We start from the raw sequence: 21,600 nt of genomic DNA on the forward strand, positions 1-21,600 counted from the left end.
GTTATTGATAGTAGTTCTCTCCGCGGATGTTCTCGTGAGTAGGCATGGTGGGTTGTTCAGCTAGAAGTTCGTCTTCATCATAGTTATCCATCCCCTTTTCCAAGATGGCCTGGATGGTTTTGTAGTTGTAGAGGCCGAAGCCTAACGCCCGCCGACAGGCGTTGGTGAGCCGCTCTTTGCCTACCTTACTGGCCAGACTCAGGATGCCCATACAGGAGCGATAGGCCTGTTCAGGATGCTGACGACGTTCCATCACTTTGAGGATGTAGAGCCGCACATCCTCGTGGATATCAGCCGCCCAGTCGACAAAACGCTCGGGCGACCAATCCGTTACGAAGCGATGAGTAGCGGCCAGATGTTCTTTGTCGGTGGTGTAACTGTAGGGACGATATTGCCGTCGATGTAGGGCCACGCGTTGATAGCGGACAAAAATCTCCACCGTAGAGCTGGAATAAAGCAGTTTGACCTTTCGGCCAACGTAGCGATAGGGTACACTATAATAGTGCTTATCAGCCCCTAAACACACATGCCCATTTTTCATCACTGTGGCATGGGATTGCTTTTTGAACTCGTAGCGTAGCAGGGGTAAAGGTGCGAGTACTTCGCGTTCAACTTCGTCAAATTGAAGTCGACGACTATAGTTGCGCCCTTTCATGGGTCGGCTATTATGTTGCTCTAAGAGAGCTAGTATAGCCTCATTGAGCTCGGTTAATGAGTGAAAGCGCTGTTTTCGTAGCGGTGCATAGATCCGATTATAGACAATCTTGACCGCCCCTTCGACCAGGGCTTTATCCCGTGGTCGATAAGCTCGGGTGGGTAAAATAGTAGTGCCGTAGTGGTCGGCAAAGTCGGCAAACGTCTCATTCAGAGTCGGTTCAAAGCGACTGCTTTTGGTGACGGCCGTTTTGAGATTGTCGGGAACGATGGCGGCTGGTACACCCCCACAATAGTGCAGCGCGTTTTCGCAAGCCGCAATGAAGTCTTCTTTTTGCTGACTCATTACCGCCTGCACATAGGTCAGTTGACTAGCGCCTAGAATGGCGATGAAGACTTCAACGGGCTTTTCTTCCCCCGTTGTTAAATCGACTAGACTCAACTTAACACCCGCGAAATCGACAAATAGTTTGTCGCCTGCTTTATGATCCAGATGCATCACGGGTTGTACCCGAGCCTTCCATTGGTTATAGTAAAAACAGAACTGGGTGTAGTGAAAGCCATCAGAATGGTCATTGCGGTAAGCTTCCCACAACATCAGTCGAGTGACTCCCTTTCGTTTGAGTTCTTTATCGACCTGAGGCAGGTAAGCTTGCAGAATAGTCAAGCGTGGATCGGGCTTGGGCTCAGGGGTCTTGCCAAATAAGTCTTCCAGATCCTTGTCGGTCAGGGTACGGATATCTTCATAGGTAAGTCCACTAGCGGCCAGGGCGGTCAAATAACGCTTGACAGTGTTCCGGGAAACACCAATTTGGGTGGCGATGGAGAGTTTGCTACGTCCCTGGCTAAATAGCCGAAAGATGTGTCGAATCTTGCTCATGCTGATTGTCGAGTTAGCCATACGGGTTTGGAAGTTGGTAGTTCATCTTCCAAAAGTATGGGTACTTCTACAGCCAGCTTTTCATCAAGACGAGGTGGTCAGTTTAGGCCGAAATCACCTGGTCAATTAGTCGCGGAATCGGGTGGTCAGCTTGTACCGAAATCAGATGGTCTCTATCTCCGAAATCTCCATTCCTAAAGCAAATAAGTTTTTGATTCTGTTTGAGAAAGGCACTTCTAACCAAAAAAGGAAAGATATTGATGCAGAAAAATGGTTGAAATTAACTTATCCGGCTGTTTACAATCATTTGATTACACATAAAGAAAAAGCACAGATTAGAACCGACAAAGGGGATTATTGGTGGGAATTGCGAGCCTGCGATTACTATGCAGAGTTCGATAAGCCTAAAATTATGTATCAAGTGTTTCAAGTCAGACCAGCATTTATATATGACGAGCAAGGCTTATATTGTAATAATTCAATGTGGATAATTCCTAAAGCGGATAAAGGTTTATTTGCTCTATTGAACTCAAAACTAGGTTGGTATTTAATTTCAAACTATTGTACAGCGATTCAGAACGGTTACCAACTCATTTTTCAATACTTTGGTCAAATCCCAATTTCGCAACGGCTTGTTGATTATCAGGAGCCATTGAACGATTTAGTCAATCAAATTCTAGCCGCCAAAGCCGCCGATCCTGCTGCCGATACGTCAGCCCCGGAATCTGAAATTGATAAGTTGGTTTATGAGCTCTATGGCCTAACGGATGAGGAAATTGCGATAGTGGAGGGGAGGTAAACAACGTAGTAGATAGTATATACAGACCGATTGCGTAGCGCGTTCAATTCCGGCCCTGTTGGATAGGTTATACGCTCAATATGGGGCAAGAGTCTTAATTTAGCGGTTGAATTGGTCATAAGGTATAATGTCGTTTCCGGTTCCTGAACCTGTCTGGATACATCGTATAGTGCATGAACAGAATTTGCCTGACATAATACGTCACGGTATGTTTTGCCGCCGGGCTATTCCAGCAGACCCCAATTATATCTTCATTGGCGATAATCAACTAACTCAGGATAGACATGATCACCCGATACCACTGGATAACTACGGCAATTTGGGTGACTACGTACCGTTCTATTTTGGCCCTCTATCGCCAATGTTATTGAACATTAAAACGGGGCATAGGGGCATTACAAAACGACCACAGGAGGAAATAATTTACATAAGCTGCAAAGTAGACAGTATAGTAAAGGCCGGGCTACGTTTTGTATTTACCGATGGACAGGCCAAAGACAGGCTGACCGTCTTTTATCAATCGCTCAACGATTTAGATAAGATAGATTGGGACGTTGTCAAAGCAAAATATTGGTACAATGCAGAAGACGATTGGGACAGACAACGACGTAAACAGGCTGAATTTCTTGTTTATGAGAAAGTTACGGCAAACCTGATTGATGCAATTGTTGTTTTCAATAAGGAAAAAGCTGATTTTGTAAACGGGCTATTGAACCAGGAAGGGCGTTCCATTCGCGTACATATCAACCCCGATAACAGGTTTTACTACTAATGATTCATTTTATAACAGGCGATCTATTAAGCTCCGATGCTCAGGCACTCGTTAATACTGTTAATACGGTGGGGGTCATGGGGAAAGGTATTGCCTTACAGTTTAAAGAACGTTTCCCACTCAACTTCAAACGGTATAAAGATGCCTGTAAGACGGGGGAACTTCAGCCGGGGAAATTATTGCTAGTGCGGGAAACGTCAATAAATGGTGAGAAGATAATTATTAATTTTCCTACCAAGACCGATTGGAAACAGCGTTCGAGTTACGCATACATTGAGGCCGGTCTACAGGAATTGGTTCGTGTTATTGAACAGGAAACGATTCAAAGCATTGCTATTCCGCCGTTAGGGTGTGGCAATGGTGGATTAAAGTGGGAGAAAGTACGCCCTATGATGGAACAGTACTTAGGTAGTTTACCGATTGAGGTATTTATTTTCGAGCCAAACGAAGCCATTAAACAAGTCTTACAGAAACAGGAAACCCCAAAAACGGTCCAACTCTCGCCCGCGCGGGCCATGTTGCTCTATGCGCTGTTTTCATATGAAAGTATGGGAGAACACGCGAGCCTGTTTGTAGCCAACAAATTAGCCTATTTTCTTCAACGGTTAGGCGAAAATTTGCGGCTCAACTTTAAACCTCATCATTACGGGCCTTACGCCAATGAAGTAGGGCACGTATTATACAAGTTGAACGGAGTTTATATGATGGGCATGGAGCAAAACGAAATAAAGGCGTTTGAATCGCTCCAGCTACGCTATGATAAATTAGATGAAGTTAGGGATTACGTTAATAACAACCTACAGCCCGAACAGCGTCAACGGCTCAAGAATCTACTGACGTTAATTGCTGGTTTTCAGTCGGCTCTATCGCTGGAAGTGTTAGCGTCGGTCGATTTTATTCAGTTCTATGAAGGGATTACATCTGTTGAAGAAGTCTTTGCACGTCTCCAAAACTGGTCAGACCGTAAGAAACGATTAATAAAGGAACGCCACGTAGCCATAGCCGTAGAACAGTTGAACGCCTATAAACAGCATCCTGCATTTGCCTGATTCGGGACAATGGATCAAAATCCTACTTCGTACCGCGTTCCTTTTCTGTACTCAATTCCGGCCTGTATTCGCTCGGTCAACTGAGCGGTACTAATTGAAAAGAGTAATGGTAGTTGTCCTTCCTTACCCCTCTGGTATTTTTTGATGCGCCGTAGCGGGTTATTGAACCGATTTGTATAGGCGTTTCGGATATTATGAGCCATGTAATAACATTGGCGTTCGAGGGTGGCTACAGCGTGTTTTGCAGTCAGAAATTGACCTGCTAGGTCGTCAAACGTTGCCCGGTCGTTAGTATATAGGGCTTTTAGCTGAACGGCCGAAATAAACCGTTGATTTGGTCGCGGGTATTCAATTTCAATGCCTGTAACCAAGCAGGTAATTACTACCCTAGTTTGGTCCTGTTCAGGCTGTTCTACTGTGATACTACTGTGAGAATTACGGTCATGAGCTAACCCGGATTAACTTGGTTTGGTCAGTACCAAGTTACAGATAATTGAAATACGGTTGACGGAATAGTTGACGGATTAACTTTACTAAACCGTATTATAAGTTGTAAAGTACCATAAAGAGAAAAAGGCTAATCAGTTGAAAAAGAGCGTTTTCGCTCTTAAACTGATTAGCCTTTAGTCAAAAATAGAGCCTCCTACGGGATTCGAACCTGCGACCTACGCATTACGAATGCGTCGCTCTACCAGCTGAGCTAAGGAGGCTTTTGCGGGTGCAAATATAATGGTATGTAATTTAAGAATGCAAGTATCCGGCTTCTTTTTGGTAATTTGCAGCCATGATTTCCATCACAAACCTCTCATATTACCTCGGTAGCCGGGCTCTTTATGAAAATGCCTCGCTGCATATTAAACCTGGACAGAAAATCGGCCTGATTGGCCTGAACGGTACGGGAAAATCGACCCTCCTACGAATTATCAATGGCGAATACCAGGCCGATGGCGGGACAATCTCTAAAGCGGGCGATGTAACCATCGGATTTCTGAATCAGGACTTGCTATCGTACCAGACTGATGATTCGATTCTGTCCGTAGCGATGCAGGCTTTTGAACGGCAAAATCAGCTACAAAAACAAATCGACGACCTGCTCCACGAGATGGAGACCAATTACCGGGATGAACTGGTGGATAAGCTGGGTAAAGTGCAGGAGGAGTTTGATGCCCTGGATGGATATTCGGTACAGGCAAAGGCCGAAGAAATACTGGAAGGGCTTGGCTTCTCGACGGATGATCTTCAGAAACCTCTACGGACGTTCTCAGGAGGCTGGCGTATGCGCGTTATTCTGGCAAAACTGCTGTTGCAGAAGCCGTCGCTGCTTATGCTCGATGAGCCAACCAACCACCTTGACTTACCATCGATCCAATGGGTGGAAAAATATATTCAGACCTACGAAGGAGCCGTAATTGTGGTATCGCACGACCGTGAGTTCCTGGATAATGTGATCGATGTAACGGTGGAAGTATCAGGTGCCAAACTGCATTATTATCCGGGTAATTACTCATTCTATCTGGAAGAAAAAGCCTTACGCAACGAGATACAGAAGGGGGCTTACGAGAATCAGCAGGCTAAAATTCGTCAGACTGAACGCTTTATTGAGCGATTTAAGGCCAAGGCTACGAAAGCTAAGCAGGCCCAAAGCCGGGTGAAACAACTGGCCCGAATGGAACTGGTCGATGCCGTGATCGACGAAACGGCGCGGGTAAATTTCAAGTTTCAGTTCTCAACCCAACCGGGTCGGCATATTCTGCATCTGGAAGATATTACGAAGCATTATGGTCCCAAACGAATTCTGACCCATGCCGATATTCGGCTCGAACGGGGGGATAAAGTAGCCCTGATCGGAGCAAACGGACGGGGTAAATCAACATTGCTACGGATTATTTCGGGTTCGGAACCGCTCAATGATGGCCGTCGGCAGTTGGGGCATAATGTGTCCTTTAGCTTCTATGCCCAGCACCAGTTGGAATCACTGAATGTAGAAGATACGCTGCTCGACGAATTGAAACACGCTAACCCTACCAAAACAGAAGGCGAACTTCGGGGCGTACTGGGTTGCTTTCTGTTCTCGAACGAGGAAGTGTTCAAAAAAATCAAAGTGCTGTCGGGGGGCGAAAAGTCGCGCGTAGCGCTGGCAAAAGTGCTTTTATCACAGGCTAACTTTCTGCTGCTTGACGAGCCGACCAACCACCTCGATATGCAGTCGGTGAATATTCTGATTCAGGCGCTGGAGCAGTATGAGGGTACGTATGTGGTGGTATCGCACGACCGCTATTTTGTGTCACAGATTGCCAACAAGATCTGGTATATCGAAGACGAGCAGATCAAGGAGTACCCTGGTACCTACGATGAATACGAGTGGTGGATGGAAGAGAAAAAGCAGGGCGCAGGGAGTAAGGGGCAGGGAGCACAGGAACCTAAGGCTGTTGCGACCCCCGCACCTCGCACCGCGCTCCCGGCATCGGATGATGAGCGGAAAGAATGGCAGCGGACGTTGAAAAAACTAAACCAGCAGGTTGAAGAATCCGAAGCCAAAATAGGGCAACTGGAAGAACGTAAAAAGCGGCTTGAAAACGAACTGGCTGACCCGGCTACGTATGGCGATGATAAACTTATGCAGGCTAAAAACGACGAATACCGCCGGGTAGTGGCTCAGATTAGCCAGCTACAGGATGAGTGGGAAGCGGCTATGCTTGAGGCCGAAGTATGGGAGAAGAAATTAGCCTAGACTAGCTAAATGATTGAGTGATCGGATTATTGACTGATTGAATAAAGCACACAAGTAAGCTATTCAATCAGTCAATAATCCGATCATTGTTTATATCGTATAAATGAAATATAATTGTATTTTACTTGTACGTGTATGGGCGATTTTAAAAAAGGGCGGGGGGCGCAGTTTAATACGGCTAATTCGTTTGCCAGGCATCAATATGAGCCCCTGGAAGGTGACGAATCCTTGGATGATGATTTTCCTGAATCGGCGGTAAAAACGCAGTTTTTTGAAGAAACGCCTAAGCAGATCATTAGTCGCCCCAATAGCCCTGATATTGGTTTTATGGCCTCTATCAATCCCTATCAGGGGTGCGAACACGGTTGTATTTACTGCTACGCTCGCCCAACGCATGAATACTGGGGTTTTTCGGCTGGTCTTGATTTTGAGAGTAAAATCATGGTCAAGAAGAATGCACCAGCCCTGCTTGAAAAACAATTTCAGGCGCGTACGTACAAACCGGTTGTCATTCACTTTTCTGGAAATACCGACTGCTACCAACCCGCTGAGCGAACCTATCAGCTTACCCGCCAGATGCTGGCAATTTGTCTGCGCTACCGAAACCCGGTTACGATTATCACAAAAAATGCGCTGATTTTGCGGGATCTGGATATACTGAAGCCTTTGGCGGAGCTCAATCTGGTTAATGTTGCCATTTCCATGACGACCCTAAACGAAAATCTGCGACTCCTGATGGAGCCCCGAACCGTTACGGCTGCTCAGCGGCTAAAAACGATGGGTGCCTTGCATCGAGCGGGAGTGCCCGTTGGGATTATGACAGCCCCAATCATCCCTAGCCTCAATGACCATGAAATCCCAAAACTGATTGAACAGGCTGCCGAGCAGGGAGCTTGCTGGTCGGCTTATACGGTTGTGCGCTTAAATGGTGCTCTGGGACCACTTTTTACCGATTGGCTAAACCAAACATTTCCCGAACGGGCCGAGCGGGTATTGCACCAGATTGCTGATTGTCATGGTGGTCAACTGGCCGATTCGCGGTTCAAAACCCGTATGTCGGGCGAGGGGCAGTATGCGCATCAGATTTCCCAGTTGCATCGTATTGCCTGTCAGAAATACCTGAGCAACCGCCAAATGCCGTCGTTGACAACAGCCCTGTTTCGGCCTGCCGGTCAGATCGGGCTGTTTGAGTAACGTGGTTAGAGGGCTACATTACCGATCATACCGAAATCCTGTTTTAGGGTTGTCTGACGATTCGGCCTGCTCCAGGGTTAGTTTATGATCGAACGATTGCGTTACGGTTTTGTGAATACCTTTACAGATGGTGTCGAGTGGCAGATCGTTTTCGTCGCTACCGAATGGATTTTCAATTTCTTCGGCAATGACTTCCAGGCTGGCCAGTACATAAAATACGAATACGACCAGCGGGATAACCAGATAATGCAGGTTCGATACATACCCAAGAGGTAATGTAAGGCAGTACGTAAAAATGAATTTCTTAATAAACGAACTGTAGGAGAAGGGGATAGGTGTGTTTTTGATTCGTTCGCAAGCCCCGCAAATATCCATTAATGACTGAATTTCCGGATTGAGAATAAGTAAATGTTCGGCCAACAGGACTTGCCGACGTTGTAGATCAACTACTTTTCCAAAAATAGCCAGGGCAATTTGTTGGGGAACGTGTTCGTTCATGTGCAGTTGTTGCGCATCAAAAACGGTGCTATTGGTAAACTCGGGTTCGATTGGTCGGCTGCGAAGGTGGTTTTTAAGGGCAAAGGCGAAATTGGGAATCATGGCTCGGAAAAACGCCCGGCTTTCGGCTTCCGAACTACCCAGCAATTGATCGAGCTTCAAGGCCATGTTTCGGCTATTATTGACCAGGCTGCCCCATAACTTCCGGCCTTCCCACCAGCGATCATATGCCGTATTGGTCCGAAAAACCAGTAGCATCGAGATCACAAAGCTCAGCAAGGTATGCATGAGCGAAAAGTTTTTCAGGTGAGGATTTTCGCTGAGATCGAATAATTCGAGCAGATGAACGATTATAAATGAATAAACGCCTATTCCGATCAGGGCAGGGGTTAGTTGCCGAACCGTATCGGCCCGATTAAACGCAAGGATAAACCGAATCCATTCTTTCGGGTTATAATTGACCATAACGATGCTGCGTTGAGTTAATAATGAACAATGAATAATGCTAAATGGACACCACCATTATTCATTCCCCATTGTTCATTTACTTTGTAAATGATGACCCTAAAAGTAACGCTCATGCGTGTTTGTATCCCGGTTTTGACCTTTTTATTTTGGTGGATGCCCCTCCTGGCGGTTGCCCAGCAACTCCAGACCATCGACCACATTTACGATTCGCGGGTGCAAACGGTGCTGTTGTTTCCGCAGGTAAGCGCCAATCTGAACGACCCTGCCCTGACGTTGAATCCGCCTGTGATTTCGCTGGATGAGGAAGTGCCGCTCCAACTGGAATTCGACGATCTGACGGGAAACTATCGCTCGTTTCGGGCTCGGCTGGTGCATTGCAATGCTGATTGGCAACGGTCCATCCTAAATGACATTGAATTTACCTATGAGTATAACGATAACCCAATTACCGAGTATCAAATTTCGGTCAATACCAAGATTCCCTACTTTCATTATCGGTTTACGCTGCCGAAGGTGAAGCTTCCGGGCAATTATGTGCTCGTTGTGTATGATGAGCGCAACCGAAGTAATATTATCCTGACTCGTCGGTTCATTACCTACCAGAATCGGCTTAATGTAGCCGCGTCGGCGCGTTTTTCAAGTGATCCAGGCCGTCAGTTTGCCGATCAGCAGATCGATTTTACGATCAATTACCGGGGTTATCAGGTGATTTCCCCACAAGACGATTTTAAGGTGGTGATTCGGCAGAATTATCGCGACGACCGGACGCTTCGTGGCTTACGGCCAACCAATGTGCAGGCTTTCGACCAAGTGCTTGAATACCGATTGATTGACCTCAGTAATACGATGCCTGGCGGTAATGAGTTTCGTTTTTTCGATACCCGAACGGTCTTATCCCGCGCTAATTACATCGACCGTATCGACCGCAATGCCGACCGCAATATTGCTTATGTGCAGGTCGATCAGCCGCGTAGTCGCGGAGCGTATATTCAGAGCGACGATTTTAACGGCATGTTTGTTATTGACCATCGGGAAACCGGCAACGGGGCTACCAATGCGGATTATATCGAAACGATTTTTACCCTAAAAACCCCTGAAGTTCCTGGTGTCGATATGTTTGTAAATGGGGCATTCAATTTCTGGCAGCTAACCGACCGAAACCGGATGGAGTATGATGCCCTACTGGGTGCTTACCGGGCGTCGATTCTGTTGAAACAGGGCGTTTATAATTACGATTATATCGTTAAAACTACCGGAGCAAACCCGCGCGTGGATGAGAATTTTGTAGAAGGAAACTATTCGTCAACCGAAAATGACTACGAGATTCTGGTTTACCATCGCCCGCCAGCCTCCCGTGCCGATCAACTGGTAGCTTATCAGCGGTTAGGGATCAATAAACGTAAGTAAGGCGGGTTTCCACCCGCCTTACTTTACTCACGCCCCATGCAGGAATTCCATAATATCGCCGTCCTGCACAACATATTCTTTCCCTTCAACGGCCAGTTTGCCAGCTTCACGAACCCCCGATTCGGTTCTAAATTGCTGAAAATCGGGGAGTTTCATAACCTGCGCCCGGATGAATTTTTTCTCAAAATCGGAGTGGATTACCCCCGCTGCCTGAGGGGCTTTCCAGCCACGGTGGATAGTCCAGGCCCGAACTTCTTTTACCCCAGCCGTGAAGTACGTGATCAGGCCCAGCAACTTATACGATGCTTTGATGAGTTTGCTCAACCCCGATTCGGTCAGGCCATACTCGCCCAGAAACATCTCCCGTTCTTCGGGATCTTCCATTTCGGCAATTTGCGACTCAATGCCCGCACTAATAATAACCACATCGGCACCTTCGTCTTTCACGGCCTCGCGAAGGGCATCTGAGTAGGCATTTCCGTTTGGCAAGGAGCCTTCATCAACGTTTGCCACGTAGATTACCGGCTTGACGGTCAGCAGCGCAATATCGCCAATGGCCGCTTCACGTTCTTCGGGCGACAGGGCCACCGTACGGGCACTTTTGCCTGCTTCCAGAGCAGTTTTATAGTGCTTCAGAATTTCCAGTTCGGCTTTGGCTTTAGCATCTCCAACCTGAGCGGCTTTCGAAATACGCTGAATTTTTTTGTCAACGGATTCTAAATCTTTCAGTTGCAATTCAGCGTCGATGATTTCCTTGTCAGCGATTGGATTGACCTTGCCTTCGACATGTACGATGTTGTCGTCTTCAAAGCAGCGAATCACATGCACAATGGCGTCGACTTCACGGATATTGGCCAGGAACTTATTGCCTAAACCAGCGCCCTGGCTTGCTCCTTTTACGAGGCCGGCAATATCAACAAACTCGATGATGGTTGGCACCACTTTCTGTGGTTTTACCAGCCCTTCGAGTATATCCAGTCGTTCGTCGGGGACGGTTACCACACCGACGTTTGGTTCTATTGTACAGAACGGATAGTTGGCGGCTTCGGCCTTTCCGCTCGAAATCGCATTAAACAGCGTCGATTTACCCACATTGGGTAAACCCACGATTCCACATTGTAAACCCATAGATCAAATGTGAAAGAGCGAAAGACCGGGCCGCCGGAGCGGTGAAAGAGCGAAAAGCCATCTGGACTTTTCGCTCTTTTGCTCTTTCACTCTTTCGCTCTTTAGTTTTTTTGCAAAAATACACTGGTAATAGCGGACCGCAAAAAAAGCCTTCGGCGGAGTGCCGATGGCTAAGGGTAAGTTGGGCAGTAGGCCGAAGATTTTTGAGATGTAAAGTTTACGTCATACAGTAGCGTGTAAGGCAACAGTCATAACAGCAACGGTGGATTGTTGGAAATCGTTGGTTTACTCCCACTTCAGTTCACTGGCGAAGTCGTCCTGCTCATCACGTTCGCGTTGGACGAATTGCGTAAAGTCTACGTCAGGCATTAGTTCGGTTTTCACATGCTCGACGGTTTCCTGCAAGGCTTCAACAAACTTGTCGAAGTCTTCTTTGTAGAGAAACATTTTGTGCTTCTCATAGATAAAGCCTTCGCCCTGCGGATGTCGGCGACTTTCGGTAATGGTTAAATAATAATCGTTAGTGCGGGTCGATTTAACATCGAAAAAGTAGGTTCGTTTTCCCGCCCGAACACGCTTGGAATAGATCTTCTCGCGGTCTCTGTCGTCCACAATCAAATAGGTTTAGTGAGTTCACAACCACTAAAGTACGGTCATAAACCAAAGAACAAAAACAAAGCCAACAAATATATTTTGGGGTAGAATTACCACAAAATGAAACAGAGGTTGTGGAGGCCGTTCCACAGTTTTTTCGCTAAACACTTGGTTATTAAGTCCATGTGAGCTATCTTTGTTATACAGGAATTGCACTTTTTGGGGACGGGTGGTGTATGAGATGCTTATCTGCATATGCCCCGTTTATTTTTTTCACGTAACCAATAGCTGTATGAGTTTGATCATGTCCATTATGTTGTTTTTTAGCAACATAAAACCGGCGGAGGCCCTTCCAGGCCTCATACAGAAAGGCAAAGCGTCTTTTTATTCCAAGAAGTTTAATGGTCGGAAGACCTACTATGGTGAGCGCGTTAGCGCTGAAGCTCTCGAAGGCGCTCATCTCCACCTGCCACTCAATACCCTGGTTGAAGTTACAAACCTTGACAACAACCGGTCGGTAATTGTACGAATCAATGATCGAGGCCCCTTTTCCAAAGGGCGAATCATCGATCTCACCCATGCGGCAGCGCGTGCACTTGGTATGGTTTCGAAAGGAATCGCTAATGTGTCGCTTCGGGTTGTAGGAAAAGGCCATGCCATTGCGCTGGCGCCTACAGCATTCGATACCCCTATCGATTACCAGTTTATGCTGGAACCTGTACTCTAACCCATCTGGTAGCTGTACCAACCGAACCGTTTGAATTTCCCTGTGCAATTCCTGTGGGAGATGTCAAACGGTTCGGTTTTTGCGTTATGTTTAATGAGCAAATCTAAAGAGTGAAAGAGTGAGTGAGCGAAAGAGTGGAAACCTACCGGATGGTTTTTGCTGACGCGTCGGCCCTTCGCTCTTTCGCTCATTCACTCTTTCGCTCTTTAATACATGAAGCAACCCCTTAATCTGAGTCAGGTTCGTTCGTTTGGTAATGTCGAATTTCTGGCCCGTCAGTTGGTCGAAGGATTTATTACTGGGCTGCATAAATCGCCGTTTCATGGTTTTTCGGTGGAGTTTGCCGAACACCGTTTGTATAATACGGGTGAAACAACGCGCCATATCGACTGGAAGGTCTTTGGCAAGACGGAAAAATTGTTCGTGAAACGGTATGAAGAAGAAACGAACTTACGCTGTCATCTGCTGGTCGATACGTCCTCATCCATGTACTATCCCGATGCCAATTATGGCAAGATAACGTTTAGCGTAATGGCGGCTGCCTGCCTGGCGTATATGCTGCAACGTCAGAAGGATGCGGTAAGCCTCACTACCTTTGCCGATCAGATTGACCTGCAAACGCCTACCAAGTCAACTCCCTCGCACGTACATAAACTGTTTACCCAACTAGACCAGTTGATGCAGCAGCCCAAACCGCTGCGTCGAACGTCGGCGGCTGATGTGATTCATCAGGTCGCCGAAAAAATTAATAAGCGTTCACTGGTCGTAATTTTCAGTGATATGTTTGAAAGTGCCGACCCGTCGGACCGCGAAAAGTCGGATGCACTATTTTCGGCCCTTCAGCACCTGCGCCATAACTTACATGAGGTATTGCTGTTTCACGTTACCGATAAGAAAACAGAAGAAGACTTTGCGTTTGACGAACGGCCTTATGAGTTTATAGATCTCGAAACGGGAGAGAAGGTGAAACTCCAGCCTGGGCAAGTACGCGAAACTTATCAGCAGGCCGTAAAATCGTATTTCCAGGAATTAAAAATGCGATGCGGTCAGTATAAAATCGACTTTATCGAAGCCGATATCGCCCAGGGATTCGATCAGATACTAACAGCGTATCTGGTGAAAAGAACAAAAATGAAGTAATTAGAAGTAAGAAGGGCTGACGCATGAAATCTATTGATGCGTCAGCCCTTCTTACTTCTCACTCCTCGCTTCTAATACTATTTCTTCACACTCGCTTTCGCATTAGTGGGTGCTGCTACAGGGCTTTTAGCAGCCTGTGCGGCTTGCTGGCGTTTGTGGAATTGAATGAAATCTTCCATTTGCTCGACAGGAAGTTTACGGGCAATAATTTTCTTGTTCTTATCGAGTATATAAATCGTTGGCGTTGTCCAGACGTCGTATTGATGGCGATAATCCGTTCGATAGGTAAAATCGTAGCCATTGATGGCATTACCGAGTTTGAACTCCTTAATGAACTTCTTCCAGTCTTCAGGGCTTTGGTCAATCGCAATGGCAACTACGTCGACACCTTTCCCTTTATAGGTATCTGCCAGTTTCTGAACCTTTGGCGCACTTTCGCGACAGTGGCCGCAGGTAGGTGAATAGAAGAATACAACGGTATAATCGGATCTCAGAGCCGAGAAGTTAACAGGTCGCCGAAGGGTATCACTCATAACGGGTGGAACAAGCGTTTTGCCAACGAGATTCGGCTTTAACGTAGCTACTCGTTCACCAATCGACTTTAGTGTCGATGAATCCGAAACCGTCATGATGCCGGTGGCATAGTATTTCTCGAACATGTGTACAAACAGGCCATCAGTACCCATCACCTTAGGCTGTTCGTATTCTTTAGTGATATAATAGATGGTGTAGTATTTTACTTCGGTGTTTTTTCCGGCGATTGCCTTATTGACCAGGAAATCAGCTTCTTTAATGAGCGAATCGGGGACCTGAACCGTTAACTCTTTGATATACCGCTCGATTTTCTGTTGCAGAAATGGAGTTCTGACAAAGCGTTCATCCGCAAAATCGAAATTGTCCCAGAAATGGCGTTTGAAATAATTAAATACCCAGGTTGAATCGGGGCGGCCGTTGGCTGCCTTCGGTGCTGTGGGGACGTCGGGTTCGGCTGTTGCATTAAATAATTTAACGGCAAACGTACCCGTGTTATCTTTTAAAAACTGCGTTCGGTAATCAGCTGCCTGTTTTTGAAGATCGCCCATTTGCTTGTTGAGCAGAGCTACTGAAACCGCATCGTTCTTTATTTTTTTCTGAAGATTCAGTACCTGAGCTTCCTCGGAAAGCTGCCCCATTTTCTGCTGGTAGCCATAAAAGAGTTCATTTTCTTTCGAGCCCGCTATCTTCATGTTTTTCGCAACACCAGCCGTGTCGGTGTCGAACGAAAATTCCTGATCGGCAGTGATCAAAAACTGGATGTATGGATTTTTTGTCGGAACCACCACCATGTATAATCCCTGGGGCAGGCTCTTTTTGCCTTCAAAGGTCATATTCCCGGCAGCATCGACGCGAGCCGTATCTTTTGGAATGTACTGGGTAGCGCCAAAATAGTGGGCCAGAATGCAGGTTGTATCTTTCAATCCTTTGATATGCCCCGTTATTTTAAAGCCGTTGGTAGGCGTATCGGTGGTCGACTGGGCCCATGCAACCGGGAGCAGAAATAAGCCAAGCAGCGCGGTCAGGAGAGGGTTTTTCATAAAAATGGGTGCGTATCTTCGCAAATGAATAAAGACAAATTTACGGCAAGAATTCGGTATGCCATTGATGGTTTCAGTTTATGCCTGGCTGTTGAAGAACCGTAAACCGAAGACTTTCAACCGACTTCAACCTATACAAAACGCTTGCCACACCTTTCGTAGTCTATGTTTTATTTCTTTTCTAAAACCATCTCTTTTGTATTAACTCCTGCCGGTTGGCTTGTATTGGCCTTGGCATGGGCCTTTTTTACAAAAAAATCGCAACTCCGACGCCGGTTGGTAGGGATAGCTCTGGGAATATTCTGGGTATTCGGAAACCCCTTTCTGACGAATGAACTGGCCTTGTGGTGGGAATATCCGATTCAGAAAGTACCGGCTGTCTCTACCGATTCAGCAATGCGGGTGGCTGTAGTACTGACTGGTGGAATAACAAATGGCCGGAAAGAAATTCCAGATGCTAAAACCGATCCAGCGCATACCCTTCAATTTATGCTCTGGCGGGAAGCCGACCGGGCCGCCCAGGCGCTGTTTCTGTATAAGGTTGGTGCTGTGCAAAAGATTCTGATTAGTGGAGGTGTAGCGGCTATACCTTTTCGGTCCGCCAGTGTAAACGACGAAGGTCAAATGACGGCCCGGTTTCTGACTATTAGCGGTGTTCGGCCCGACGATATTATACTGGAAAATAAATCTCGCAACACGCACGAAAATGCAGTTTTTACAGCCCAAATGCTACGCCAGGATTTTCGGCAAAATCAGTGTGTATTAATTACATCGGCCTGGCATATGCGCCGGGCAGTAGCCTGTTTTCAGAAGGAGGGCGTACGGGTTACACCGTTCCCGGCCTGTTTTCTGAGCAATAAGCGATCGTTTGCGCCGGGTGACTGGTTGTTGCCGCACGAAGAAGAGTTCTTCAATGCCTATTACCTGACCCGCGAACTGGTAGGCTACGTTGCCTATTGGGCAGCGGGCTACATTTGATGATAGGTATAATGCTAAAGTTAAGAGGTAGTTCAAGAGTGGAACCAACCGAAGCGAAATTGTGAAGGGAAGAAGTGGACTCGTAGTTCTAAAAAACAAATTGTCGGAGAAGCGGTTATTTGTGACAGTATTTAACATAGTTGGAGCAGGGCTCCTTTACCATCACACAAAAACGTTATGAAAACGAAAACGCTTTTATCGATTGTCCTATGTGCAGCCTTAACAACGGGTGCATTGGCACAGGACGACCCAGCGGCTACGCGTGCAGCCCGTAAAGAAAAGACCAGAGAAGATGTGAAGCGCGTTGGTGATAAAGTCGAAAACGGGGTTGCCGATGGAGCGCACGCTGTTGGTACGGCTGGCCGAGCAACCGGAAAAGCTGTTGCTAAAGGTGCAAAAGCAACGGGCCACGCTGTTACTAAGGCGGCAAAAGCAACCGGGCGGGCTGTTAGTGGGGAAGCGAAAAAAATCGATAATTAAGCCTTTAATCGTTGCTGGTATACGTAATGAAAAAGGCCAGCGCACGGTAAAAGACTGATGAAAGCCACCTTTGAGTAAAAGATTGCCTGATTGAAGGGATATTGAAAACCTCTTCAATCAGGCATCTGATAAGTGCTGGTTAAACACTTAAAATCTTCACCATTCTCAGTAAATCTTCATTGATAGGCTTGGGCAGACGGATGGTGTCGCGAAAGGGCGTATAAACCAGTTCGTTATTGACAATTCCTGCCATAACGTTTTTCTCGCCGTTCATAAGTCCTTCTAAGGCTCCCAAGCCTAAACGACTGGCCAGAATACGGTCGTAGGCTGTTGGAATACCCCCACGCTGAATATGGCCTAATGTGGTGACGCGCATGTCGATGTCAGACGCGACCTGCTGACGAATTTTTTCGGCAATCTCGGTGGCATTACCAGCCTCTTCGCCTTCGGCAATGACGACAATAGACGACGATTTCTGACGGCTCCAACCTGATTTCAAGGCTTCTACCACCTCCGAAATTGGCGTCAGTACTTCGGGTACCATCACCATCTCGGCCCCACCAGCAATACCCGACTGAATGGCTATATACCCAGAGTCGCGGCCCATCACTTCGATGAGGAAAATCCGGTCGTGTGAATCGGCCGTATCCCGAATTTTGTCGATAGCTTCCAGCGCAGTGTTTACGGCCGTATCGAAACCAATCGTGTAGTCGGTACCATAGAGGTCGTTATCAATGGTTCCGGGTGCGCCAACTGTTGGGATACCGTATTCATCGAAGAAAAGCGTTGCGCCTGTAAACGTACCGTTACCACCAATGGCGACCAGACCCTCAATGCCAAATTTTTTGATCTGGTCATAGGCTTTAGCGCGGCCTTCGGGCGTCATAAATTCTTTACTGCGGGCTGATTTCAGAATGGTACCACCGCGTTGTACGATGTTACTGACCGAATGAGAGGTCATCTGAAAGATATCGCCATTTATCATACCGCTGTACCCCCGGCGGATACCGAATACTTCGATTCCGTGATAGACCGCCCCCCGGACCACGGCCCGGATGCAGGCGTTCATACCCGGTGCGTCGCCACCCGAGGTAAAAACAGCTATTCGTTTCATAGGTTAGAACAATTTTTTAACGGAATTTCACAAAAAGGTTGGTAGGGTATCGAAATAAACCCCGCAAATTTATCCGCATTTCGCAATCTAAAGGCATTAAACTGGTAATAATCCCATTGTTTCCAGCTAAATTTTACAAAATAGTTAAATAGATTTTTTGCCAGTGAAAGCATTTCAGATCATTTAGATTACTCAATTTTTACGATAGATTTTATCTGCAATTCACTCGGAGGCAGCTAATGATTGCTGTTGAAAGCGCCGGGCACGGATCAAGATCTGAATGTGGTTACGTATTGTTTTTAGCCAGCCAAAATGAGTGACCAGCACACGAAACCGATCGATCAGGGAGCGCCGATGTTGCTGAACCGATAAGCCCCCCACCAGATACTTGCAAAGAACAAAAGGAAGAAACTCGATTTTTTGGGCCGCCTTCAGGCAACGAATTTCCCAATCCAAATCGGCACTTAAGTTATCAACCAGATAATCAGGCGCAATGGCTCGTCGGGCTACAAAGGCCTGATGGCAAATTTTCATGCCCATCTGCATATCCTGCCAGCTTATGTGTTGCGGGAGTGTATGCGGGGTTACCTGACTTCGTAAGCCAATAGCTGTTCCAGAACGCCGGCCGCCATCGTCCTGCACAAAAAGGGCATCGCTATAATACACATCCGCTTTGGTGGCTTTAATTCGGCTTAGTAGATTCGGCAGCGTTTGGGAATCGTACAGTTCATCGCCCGCATTCATAAACCAGACATACTCGCCTTTTGCCCGATGAACCCCTTTGTTCATGGCGTCGTAAAGGCCCCGATCAGGCTCGGCAATCCATTGGGCGATATGCGGTTCGTATCGCTCAATAATGGCCCGTGTTCCATCCGTTGAAGCTCCATCAATCACGATGTATTCAAAGTCAGTCGCCTGTTGAGCCAGCACGCTCTGTATCGTGCGCTCCAGAAACCGCTCGGCATTGTAGGTGATGGTGATGATGGAAACAGATGGCATAGTTTGAAAGAGTGAAAGAGTGAAAGAGTGAAAGAGTGAAATGCTGCCGGATGGCATTTCGCTCTTTCACTCTTTCACTCTTTCACTCATTAACGTCTGATACAATTCTATATGTTGCTTCGCTACAACGTCTTCGGAGAAACGATTTTCGGCGGATTGTCGTGCGTTCTGACGAAGGATTTCAGGCGAACCATGTTCCAGAATAAAGGCCAGACCATCGCCCAGTTGCTGGGCTGAACCGATGTCGGCCAGATAGCCATTTTGCTGATGATCAATCATTTCGGGAATGCCACCCGTTCGGAATCCGACGACGGGTGTTCCACAGGCCATAGCTTCGATAACCGTATTAGGTAAATTATCTTCCAATGAAGGAACAACCATCGCATCGGCTGCATTATAGGCCGCTACAATGTCTTCTGCTGAAGTCAATACACCCAGATGCCGAACTGGGTAGGGGAGTTCATTAAAGAGATACGAACGTCCTTTTCCAAATATCAGAATTTCGGGGGTTACATCGGGGTGTTGCTGATGAAGTAGGGTTAACGCTTCCGCAAAATACCTGAAGCCCTTACGCACATCGGTCACATTGGCACTGCCAAACAGCAACCGTGGTTGATTTGTAGTTGGTAATTCGAGATGAGCGTTGGCTTCGGCTCGATCGATGGGCTTAAAAATGGTTTGGTCGATGGCGTATGGAATTACCGTAAATGGGAATTCACGTAGGAGCGCACTCCGTTGCGCTTCGGTAGCCAGCCAATGACTGGGTGGGGTAAAATGGATACGAGCCTTATCAAAGATAGCTTTCTTCTGGCTAAAGATCCGGTGTGATAAATCGTTTTCAGATGGCTTTTTTAGGTACGGACACCGATGGCAATTACTTAGAAAATGATCGCAGCCGCGCGAGTAATGACATCCACCCGTAAATGCCCATTGGTCATGTAGTGTCCAGACAATGGGCTTACCCAGGTTGAAAAGCGATTGAAGGCCATTAAGCGACAGGAAGCCAAAATTAATCCAGTGCAGGTGCAGTATGTCGGCCTGTTGAATGGCCGGATGAAAATCAAGCGCGGCTCCAAATTTGGCGGGCGAAAACTGAAAGCGCACGGAGTGATCTCGTTCGTGAGGCAGAAAGTAGAGCCGTTCGGCTACAAACCGCCCAAATGCTGTTTGTTCCGCCAGAAAGTTGTTGGCCAGATAGAGTACACCTGATTCGGCCCGATGCGTTTCAAGCCGATTGGCGGTGCCGACAAGCATAGTACTTTCGACCGGAACATTGCCCCAACTCTGCTGTTGTAAGGCGCGATGAAGTCGTGTGGCGGCTACGGCTGCTCCTCCAAACAAGTGATACGTGCTCAGGTGCGTAACTCTCACCGTCCCAAAAGTTTATCGAACTTTTTCACTACCTCGGGCCAAAAGCCCAATCCAAAAATCCGCCCCCAGATTCGCCGACGGGAGTAGGCTTCCATCTCACTGAAAATTGGGTCCTTGAAACGACTCTTCGCTTTCTGAGTGAGAATTAAGGCAAACCCATGCTGTTTGAGGGTGGTCGCAAATACCCAGCCCAGGAGCAGATTTCGCTGCGTTAATGTGGCCTCATCGGCAAAGCGGTTCAGGTACGTCATTTCGCCCCATACCGCACTGTTTTTCAATGAAAAGAGAACGAATTTCTTTACCAGCGGCTGACTCGTAAAACTGTCGAGTAGGGCAGGGGTGATGCGTGGGGAACCTTTCGGCAGTAATTCGGCCAGCCAGTGGCTACCCATTTCTTCCATGTACTGCAAAACGGTGTAGAGTTTATCCTCACCTTCGTAAATGGATGCAATACCGGGTTCGAATTCGGCCGTCAGTACCCGACGAGCCCGATCTTCGCCCAGGTTACGAAACAGTCGTAAATCGGTTCCCTGCGAGTCGGTTTTGAACCAGTCGACCTGACCGATATTCAGACTGTCGAGGGTAGAGCGTAGGCTGCGCGTTTTCAACTGAACAACTTTGGTTGGTTCAAACTTTGGAGCAAACGCGTATTCCTGAATCCAGTCGGGCCGGGGTTTTAATAAGCTGGAACAGTGTGGCGAAACCGTGAGGTGGAAGTTGGCGGTTTCCGTATCGGTTTCCGTAACAATGTGGTTAAACGTATACAGCTTCCGAAAATGGCTGGATTCGCTTTCGGCATAGCCAAAATCCCGGTCGTCGGCATCGAAGGCAATGCAGATGGCGTATTTGGCAAATGATTTCCAGCGTGTATGTAGCTGCCCCGATGCACCAATATCCACCAGCACAGGTGGTTCGGTTTGAAACTCAGGACGGGAAAGAATTTTGTCGATCATCTAAGTAATGGTCATTGATTGTCATCAGTAGTCATTGATTGTCATTTGTTGCTTACAAATACTGACTACCGACGACCATTAAATGACGAT

Annotated in this window: 20 protein-coding genes and 1 tRNA gene; 10 read left to right on the forward strand and 11 right to left on the reverse strand. The window is 47.1% G+C overall.

Translation table 11 applies throughout. From position 1 onward, the window contains the following. Nucleotide 1 precedes the first annotated feature (1 nt). Entirely contained in the window at nucleotides 2-1,555 is a 1,554-nt protein-coding gene (gene istA, locus B5M13_RS07270) for an IS21 family transposase (protein ID WP_080055050.1), read from the reverse strand. A 145-nt stretch (nucleotides 1,556-1,700) separates the two neighbouring features. Between istA and B5M13_RS07275 the strand changes: the two genes are divergently transcribed. The 3 genes from B5M13_RS07275 (at nucleotide 1,701) to darG (ending at nucleotide 4,154) form a co-directional block, all read left to right on the forward strand. Beyond that, nucleotides 1,701-2,333: a TaqI-like C-terminal specificity domain-containing protein gene (locus B5M13_RS07275; protein ID WP_080055051.1), complete on the forward strand. Its 633-nt coding sequence runs from the start codon at nucleotides 1,701-1,703 to the stop codon at nucleotides 2,331-2,333. A gap of 208 nt (nucleotides 2,334-2,541) precedes the next feature. Beyond that, entirely contained in the window at nucleotides 2,542-3,105 is a 564-nt protein-coding gene (gene darT, locus B5M13_RS07280; RefSeq protein ID WP_245859830.1) for a type II toxin-antitoxin system toxin DNA ADP-ribosyl transferase DarT, read from the forward strand. Further along, entirely contained in the window at nucleotides 3,105-4,154 is a 1,050-nt protein-coding gene (gene darG / locus B5M13_RS07285) for a type II toxin-antitoxin system antitoxin DNA ADP-ribosyl glycohydrolase DarG (protein ID WP_080055053.1), read from the forward strand. The genes darT and darG overlap by 1 nt, the downstream gene beginning before the upstream one ends. Before the next feature lie 14 nt (nucleotides 4,155-4,168). On the opposite strand, the gene B5M13_RS07290 is transcribed toward darG, so the two are convergent. After that, entirely contained in the window at nucleotides 4,169-4,525 is a 357-nt protein-coding gene (locus B5M13_RS07290; protein ID WP_080055054.1) for a hypothetical protein, read from the reverse strand. A gap of 266 nt (nucleotides 4,526-4,791) precedes the next feature. Further along, nucleotides 4,792-4,864, reverse strand: a tRNA-Thr gene (locus B5M13_RS07295). 74 nt (nucleotides 4,865-4,938) lie between these two features. On the opposite strand from B5M13_RS07295, the gene B5M13_RS07300 reads away from it, so the two are divergent. Both B5M13_RS07300 and B5M13_RS07305 read left to right on the forward strand, forming a co-directional pair. After that, on the forward strand, nucleotides 4,939-6,885 hold the full coding sequence (locus tag B5M13_RS07300) for an ABC-F family ATP-binding cassette domain-containing protein (protein ID WP_080055055.1): 1,947 nt from the start codon (nucleotides 4,939-4,941) through the stop codon (nucleotides 6,883-6,885). 135 nt (nucleotides 6,886-7,020) lie between these two features. Further along, nucleotides 7,021-8,079, forward strand: a complete 1,059-nt coding sequence (locus B5M13_RS07305) for a PA0069 family radical SAM protein (RefSeq protein WP_080055056.1) — start codon at nucleotides 7,021-7,023, stop codon at nucleotides 8,077-8,079. Between the two features lie 18 nt (nucleotides 8,080-8,097). Here B5M13_RS07305 and B5M13_RS07310 read toward each other — a convergent pair whose 3' ends face one another. Further along, the gene (locus tag B5M13_RS07310; RefSeq protein WP_080055057.1) at nucleotides 8,098-9,042 is read right to left on the reverse strand and encodes a bestrophin family protein; all 945 of its coding nucleotides are present in this window, start codon (nucleotides 9,040-9,042) and stop codon (nucleotides 8,098-8,100) included. Nucleotides 9,043-9,156: 114 nt separating this feature from the next. On the opposite strand from B5M13_RS07310, the gene B5M13_RS07315 reads away from it, so the two are divergent. Beyond that, nucleotides 9,157-10,452 (forward strand): type IX secretion system plug protein, encoded by a 1,296-nt coding sequence (locus B5M13_RS07315; protein ID WP_080059829.1) that lies wholly within the window; start codon nucleotides 9,157-9,159, stop codon nucleotides 10,450-10,452. A gap of 27 nt (nucleotides 10,453-10,479) precedes the next feature. Here the strand turns inward: B5M13_RS07315 and ychF are convergent, their stop codons facing one another. Further along, a complete protein-coding gene (ychF, locus tag B5M13_RS07320) occupies nucleotides 10,480-11,580 on the reverse strand; it encodes a redox-regulated ATPase YchF (RefSeq protein ID WP_080055058.1) in 1,101 nt (366 codons plus the stop codon). A gap of 285 nt (nucleotides 11,581-11,865) precedes the next feature. Next, the gene (locus B5M13_RS07325; RefSeq protein ID WP_080059830.1) at nucleotides 11,866-12,192 is read right to left on the reverse strand and encodes a DUF3276 family protein; all 327 of its coding nucleotides are present in this window, start codon (nucleotides 12,190-12,192) and stop codon (nucleotides 11,866-11,868) included. A 274-nt stretch (nucleotides 12,193-12,466) separates the two neighbouring features. On the opposite strand from B5M13_RS07325, the gene B5M13_RS07335 reads away from it, so the two are divergent. Continuing rightward, entirely contained in the window at nucleotides 12,467-12,901 is a 435-nt protein-coding gene (locus B5M13_RS07335) for a septal ring lytic transglycosylase RlpA family protein (protein ID WP_080055060.1), read from the forward strand. Between the two features lie 213 nt (nucleotides 12,902-13,114). Then, the gene (locus B5M13_RS07340; protein ID WP_080055061.1) at nucleotides 13,115-14,041 is read left to right on the forward strand and encodes a DUF58 domain-containing protein; all 927 of its coding nucleotides are present in this window, start codon (nucleotides 13,115-13,117) and stop codon (nucleotides 14,039-14,041) included. A 77-nt stretch (nucleotides 14,042-14,118) separates the two neighbouring features. Here B5M13_RS07340 and B5M13_RS07345 read toward each other — a convergent pair whose 3' ends face one another. Continuing rightward, nucleotides 14,119-15,615, reverse strand: coding sequence for a TlpA family protein disulfide reductase (locus tag B5M13_RS07345; protein ID WP_080055062.1), 1,497 nt, complete (start codon nucleotides 15,613-15,615; stop codon nucleotides 14,119-14,121). 165 nt (nucleotides 15,616-15,780) lie between these two features. Between B5M13_RS07345 and B5M13_RS07350 the strand changes: the two genes are divergently transcribed. Both B5M13_RS07350 and B5M13_RS07355 read left to right on the forward strand, forming a co-directional pair. Then, a complete protein-coding gene (locus tag B5M13_RS07350; protein ID WP_080055063.1) occupies nucleotides 15,781-16,593 on the forward strand; it encodes a YdcF family protein in 813 nt (270 codons plus the stop codon). Between the two features lie 177 nt (nucleotides 16,594-16,770). Further along, nucleotides 16,771-17,073, forward strand: a complete 303-nt coding sequence (locus tag B5M13_RS07355) for a hypothetical protein (RefSeq protein WP_080055064.1) — start codon at nucleotides 16,771-16,773, stop codon at nucleotides 17,071-17,073. 139 nt (nucleotides 17,074-17,212) lie between these two features. Here B5M13_RS07355 and pfkA read toward each other — a convergent pair whose 3' ends face one another. From pfkA to B5M13_RS07375, 4 genes are all read right to left on the reverse strand, one after another. Beyond that, nucleotides 17,213-18,187, reverse strand: a complete 975-nt coding sequence (gene pfkA / locus B5M13_RS07360) for a 6-phosphofructokinase (RefSeq protein ID WP_020600233.1) — start codon at nucleotides 18,185-18,187, stop codon at nucleotides 17,213-17,215. 222 nt (nucleotides 18,188-18,409) lie between these two features. Then, nucleotides 18,410-19,186: a glycosyltransferase family 2 protein gene (locus B5M13_RS07365; protein ID WP_080055065.1), complete on the reverse strand. Its 777-nt coding sequence runs from the start codon at nucleotides 19,184-19,186 to the stop codon at nucleotides 18,410-18,412. A gap of 66 nt (nucleotides 19,187-19,252) precedes the next feature. Then, on the reverse strand, nucleotides 19,253-20,557 hold the full coding sequence (locus B5M13_RS07370; RefSeq protein WP_080055066.1) for a glycosyltransferase family 4 protein: 1,305 nt from the start codon (nucleotides 20,555-20,557) through the stop codon (nucleotides 19,253-19,255). Next, nucleotides 20,554-21,510 (reverse strand): hypothetical protein, encoded by a 957-nt coding sequence (locus B5M13_RS07375; RefSeq protein ID WP_080055067.1) that lies wholly within the window; start codon nucleotides 21,508-21,510, stop codon nucleotides 20,554-20,556. Before B5M13_RS07375 ends, B5M13_RS07370 begins: the two co-directional genes overlap by 4 nt. Between the last annotated feature and the right edge of the window lie 90 nt (nucleotides 21,511-21,600).

Origin of the sequence: Spirosoma aerolatum, from assembly GCF_002056795.1 — a bacterium.
Classification (GTDB): domain Bacteria; phylum Bacteroidota; class Bacteroidia; order Cytophagales; family Spirosomataceae; genus Spirosoma; species Spirosoma aerolatum.

Coding starts and splice junctions, on each gene's coding strand:
- darG (WP_080055053.1), top strand. CDS start 3,105: ATGATTCATTTTATAACAGGCGATCTATTAAGCTCCGATGCTCAGGCA.
- pfkA (WP_020600233.1), bottom strand. CDS start 18,187: ATGAAACGAATAGCTGTTTTTACCTCGGGTGGCGACGCACCGGGTATG.
- B5M13_RS07350 (WP_080055063.1), top strand. CDS start 15,781: ATGTTTTATTTCTTTTCTAAAACCATCTCTTTTGTATTAACTCCTGCC.
- istA (WP_080055050.1), bottom strand. CDS start 1,555: ATGGCTAACTCGACAATCAGCATGAGCAAGATTCGACACATCTTTCGG.
- darT (WP_245859830.1), top strand. CDS start 2,542: ATGTTTTGCCGCCGGGCTATTCCAGCAGACCCCAATTATATCTTCATT.
- B5M13_RS07340 (WP_080055061.1), top strand. CDS start 13,115: ATGAAGCAACCCCTTAATCTGAGTCAGGTTCGTTCGTTTGGTAATGTC.
- ychF (WP_080055058.1), bottom strand. CDS start 11,580: ATGGGTTTACAATGTGGAATCGTGGGTTTACCCAATGTGGGTAAATCG.
- B5M13_RS07305 (WP_080055056.1), top strand. CDS start 7,021: ATGGGCGATTTTAAAAAAGGGCGGGGGGCGCAGTTTAATACGGCTAAT.
- B5M13_RS07335 (WP_080055060.1), top strand. CDS start 12,467: ATGAGTTTGATCATGTCCATTATGTTGTTTTTTAGCAACATAAAACCG.
- B5M13_RS07375 (WP_080055067.1), bottom strand. CDS start 21,510: ATGATCGACAAAATTCTTTCCCGTCCTGAGTTTCAAACCGAACCACCT.
- B5M13_RS07355 (WP_080055064.1), top strand. CDS start 16,771: ATGAAAACGAAAACGCTTTTATCGATTGTCCTATGTGCAGCCTTAACA.
- B5M13_RS07365 (WP_080055065.1), bottom strand. CDS start 19,186: ATGCCATCTGTTTCCATCATCACCATCACCTACAATGCCGAGCGGTTT.
- B5M13_RS07310 (WP_080055057.1), bottom strand. CDS start 9,042: ATGGTCAATTATAACCCGAAAGAATGGATTCGGTTTATCCTTGCGTTT.
- B5M13_RS07275 (WP_080055051.1), top strand. CDS start 1,701: ATGGTCTCTATCTCCGAAATCTCCATTCCTAAAGCAAATAAGTTTTTG.
- B5M13_RS07345 (WP_080055062.1), bottom strand. CDS start 15,615: ATGAAAAACCCTCTCCTGACCGCGCTGCTTGGCTTATTTCTGCTCCCG.
- B5M13_RS07300 (WP_080055055.1), top strand. CDS start 4,939: ATGATTTCCATCACAAACCTCTCATATTACCTCGGTAGCCGGGCTCTT.
- B5M13_RS07315 (WP_080059829.1), top strand. CDS start 9,157: ATGCGTGTTTGTATCCCGGTTTTGACCTTTTTATTTTGGTGGATGCCC.